This window comes from Catonella sp., assembly GCF_052173895.1.
Lineage (GTDB): Bacteria > Bacillota > Clostridia > Lachnospirales > Lachnospiraceae > Catonella.
Map to the genome: position 1 here is coordinate 1 of NZ_JBQMXS010000078.1, position 4,353 is coordinate 4,353.

General features: G+C 36.3%; 3 protein-coding genes. All 3 read right to left on the bottom strand.

The window, feature by feature from the left end; translation table 11 throughout:
- The coding region (nox, locus tag ACTTG8_RS09715; protein ID WP_442561911.1) for a H2O-forming NADH oxidase at nucleotides 1–1,271 on the bottom strand (1,271 nt) is incomplete at its 3' end.
- 107 nt (nucleotides 1,272–1,378) lie between these two features.
- Nucleotides 1,379–2,728, bottom strand: a complete 1,350-nt coding sequence (locus ACTTG8_RS09720; protein WP_442561912.1) for an aminotransferase class I/II-fold pyridoxal phosphate-dependent enzyme — start codon at nucleotides 2,726–2,728, stop codon at nucleotides 1,379–1,381.
- 210 nt (nucleotides 2,729–2,938) lie between these two features.
- Nucleotides 2,939–4,189, bottom strand: coding sequence for a methyl-accepting chemotaxis protein (locus ACTTG8_RS09725; protein ID WP_442561913.1), 1,251 nt, complete (start codon nucleotides 4,187–4,189; stop codon nucleotides 2,939–2,941).
- Nucleotides 4,190–4,353 lie beyond the last annotated feature (164 nt).

A 4,353-nucleotide genomic window follows, 5' to 3' on the forward strand; every position in this document is an offset into this window, starting at 1 on the left:
AGGAAGAAAATATCGAGAAGTTTTAACTTATCAATAGTAACTCCTTCTTCAATGGCGAGTGAGAACATATGTATTGCCATTGAGATATCTTCTTTAGATGAAAGCTGAGCACCAACAACTCTTCTTGTGGATTTCTCATATACTATACGGATTTTTACATCTTCATTTTCACGCATAAATCCGGGACGCTGAGTATCCTCGAAGTCTGTATATTCTACTTCCATGCCGGCTCTCTCAGCAGCAGCAACAGAAATACCTGTAGAAGCAAGTTTTCTACCAAATACACAGATAGCATTTGAACCCTGCACTCCGATGCCTTCAAGCTTAGTACCGCCTATGTTATGACCGGCAACTATACCTGTACGAACTGCATTTGAAGCAAGAGCTATATATGTTCTATCTCTAAGGGCATTTGAATAAATAGTAGCACAGTCGCCAACAGCATATACATCAGGATCACTTGTCTGCTGATATTTATCTACTGCATAAGCACCATTTTTCCAAAGTTCTAAATGATCCTTGCCAAGTGCATTATTTGGAGCAAAACCGATAGCATTTATAACTAAATCAGCAGGATATTCTCCACTCTCTGTTACTATAGAAGAAACTCTGCCGTTTCCTTTATATTCAAGAACTTTTTCACCAAAATGAGTTTCTATTCCGGCATCTTCTAAAGCCTTATCCATATCCTCAGTAAACCATTTATCGTAGTAGCTTGCAAGAGAACTAGGAGCTACATCAAAGAGTCTTACTTTTTTACCTCTTAAAAGACAAGCTTCAGCGATTTCCACGCCTATATAACCTGCACCGATTACTGCAACTTCTTTAATTTCAGGATTACTGATTTCTTTATCTACAGCCTGACCTTCCTGGAAAAGTTTTAAGAATTTAAGACCTTCTAAGTCATTGCCGGAAAGGGCAGGAGATATTGGGAGAGAACCGGTAGCAAGCACGAGTTTATCATATGATTCTTCAAACTTCTCTCCATTTTTCTTTGTTCCATATACAATTTTTTTGTTAAAGTCAATTTCTTCAACACTTGTCTCGAGGCTGATTTTAGCACCTTTCTTTTCAAAAGCCTCAGCACAGGTATAGAAGAGACCTTCATAAGAATCAATCTGCCTTCCTACCCAAAGAGCAGTACCGCAGCCAAGGTAACTAAGATTGGTATTTCTATCAATCATTACAATTTCATTACCTGGATAATTATCAAGCAGGGTATTGGCAGCAGCAATACCTGCATGATTTGTGCCTATAATTAGAATTTTCATATCGGTTCCTCCAAAGTTTTTAATTTACCGTAGCTGGTAATAAAGCAATTATAGTAAAAATACTTACAAAAATCAAATAAAATTAGTATGAATATTTGTAAGAATCTTTATTTTTCCGTTTTTGCCAAAGGGGCAATTTTAGTTTCGGTTGAAGATGATGAGAACTCCATTTTTGTGAGTAACTCTTCAACCGTTACAAGCTTTGTTGAGAGAGCGAGTAGCTCAGCAGCAGTCTTGAGGTCGGTTATAGGAGGGAAGGAAGGAGCTATTCTTATATTAGTGTCTTGTGGGTCCTTTCCACCTGGGAAGGTTGCTCCGGCAGGAGTCATAACTACACCGGCCTTTGCACAACGGGAAACTACCTTTTTAGCACAGCCTGGTAAGGTATCATAAGAGATAAAGTAACCTCCCTTTGGTGAAGTCCAGGTTGCAATTCCGGTTCCTTTTAATTCTTTATCAAGTATTTCTTCAACAGCCTCAAACTTAGGACGAAGAATGTCTGCATGTTTACGCATATGCTCAACCAGTCCATGAATATCTTTGAAAAATCTCACATGGCGAAGCTGATTTACCTTGTCATGTCCTATTGTCTGCATAGCTACTTGTTTCTGTATATCTTCAAGGTTGTTAAGACTGGTGGCAAGAGCAGCTATACCGGATCCTGGAAAACTTACCTTACTTGTAGAGGCAAATTTATATACTAAGTCCGGATTTCCGGCACGCTTACATTCTGCAAGAATTTCAATGAGATGATCCTGCTCATTATCATAGAGATGATGTACGGTATAGGCGTTATCCCAGTATATTCTAAAGTCCTTGGCAGCGGGCTTAAGTCTTGCAAATCTTCTTACTGTTTCATCAGAGTAAGAATTTCCGGTAGGATTGGAATATTTAGGTACGCACCAAACACCCTTAATACTTTCATCAGAAGCTACAAGTTTCTCAATCATATCCATGTCCGGACCGGTTTTAAGCATAGGTACAGTCACACTTTCTATGCCGAAATACTCTGTTATTGCAAAGTGTCTGTCATAGCCCGGAACAATACATATCCATTTCACCTTATCTAATTTGCACCAAGGAGTGCTCCCCATAACACCATGTGTCATTGAGCGAGAAACTGTATCGTACATTACATTAAGGCTTGAGTTTCCATATATAAGCAGATGGTCATAAGGAACTTCCATCATATCACCAATAAGTTCTTTTGCCTCAGGTATACCGTCAAGAACTCCGTAGTTACGGCAGTCGGTGCCGTCTTCACAAAGTAAATCAGAGTTGCTGTTTAATGAGTCCATCATCCCCATTGATAAATCCAGTTGGTCTACACAGGGTTTACCACGACTCATATTTAGTTCAAGTCCTCTTGCCTGCATTTTTTTATATTCTATTTTTAAGCAATCCTTTAATTCAAGGAGTTCTTCTTTTGTCATTTCAGTATACTTTTTCTTTGCCATAAAACCTCCGCTTATAAACAATTATTTTTAAATGTATTCGTGTATGCAATGTATTTTAGCATTAAAATTATCATTTATCAAGTAAAATATATAGCTGAAAATAGGGATTTTATATTTTGTGTTCATTAGAGAAGTTAAGATGGATATGGGATTAAATACAAAAGAATCCTGCTGAATATTCAACAGGATTCTTTTTTGCATTAGTAATTGTTAAATTTTAAACTTATTAATCATTGCAATCATATTTTGTGATAATTTTAGAAGTTGCTCACTTGAAGAAGCAACTGTCTCAGCTGAATCAAGTTGAGAGCTTAATGATTCAGAAGCCTCTTGTGTTGAAGCAGCATTTTCTTCTGACAAAGCAGATAGATTTTCTATTATGCCAACAAGCGAATCTTTTGTAGATTCAAGTTCCTTAACTGAATGGTTGAGGCTGTTAACTTCACTCAAGTTTTTGTCAAGACCGGAAGAAATTAAACGGAATATTTCTTGAGTTTCATTAACTCTATCATTTTGTTCAGCAACTGTACCACCAACTGTTTCCATAATATTTACAGTTTCAGTTACTTTTTCTGTAAGGCCTAATACAATTGCCTGAATTTCCTCAGTGAACTGATTTGACTGTTCAGCCAACTTACGAATTTCTTCAGCAACTACTGCAAAGCCTTTACCTGCCTCGCCTGCCCTAGCTGCCTCAATTGCAGCATTTAATGCAAGCAGGTTTGTTTGGTCGGAAATGGATTTTATCATACTGCTGGCTGAAGAAATCTGAGCAGCTCTGTCATTTGTATTTAATATAACTGAATGTACATTTTCGGCTGAATCTTTAAGTTTTTTTGTAGCAGCAATGAGTTTTGGTATAGTAAGTATGCCTTGCTCTTTTGCAGATGACACTTCATGAATAGTCTTGTTTAGATTTTCGATGATAGTTTCATTTGTATGGAGTGCGGTATCAACTATCTGTACGGATTCTGCACCTTTTTGCATATCTTCAGCCTGCATTACAGCACCGTTTGATATTTCTTTAACAGTCTTTGATAAATGTTTAGCTGTATTTGCAGAATGTTCACTGGAAGTAGCAAGTTCTTCTGATGATGCGGAAACCTGATTAGCAATATCAGAAATTTGTATCATTATTGACTGTATTGTTTTTTTGACAGTTACTAAAGAACGAGATATTTCTCCAATTTCATCTGTATTTTTGGAGTAGATTACAGATGGAGAGGATTCAGTAAGTGTAAAATCATAATTAACCATACCTTGGATACACTCACTTAAGTCAGTGATAGGATTAGATATAGAGTTTGTAACAAAATAAATAACTATAAACATTACTATGGCAGATATAATGCCTATAATTGGTAAAGCCTGAATAAAAAAATAAGAAACAGCAGTCATAATTATAATGACCAGTAGCATTGGAATTCCAATGAAAAGTAACATTTTGCTTTTAAGTTTCATTATTAAATCCTCCTATAAATTTGATTTTAGCAATTTAAATAAGGGTTGTCAATATAATACTAAATTATTCACGAAACATCTTCTAAAACACATTGTCAGAGCTTAAAAGCTATTTGTTATAATGCACTATGTAGAAGTTACAGTTACAGAGCCATAATCTTCTT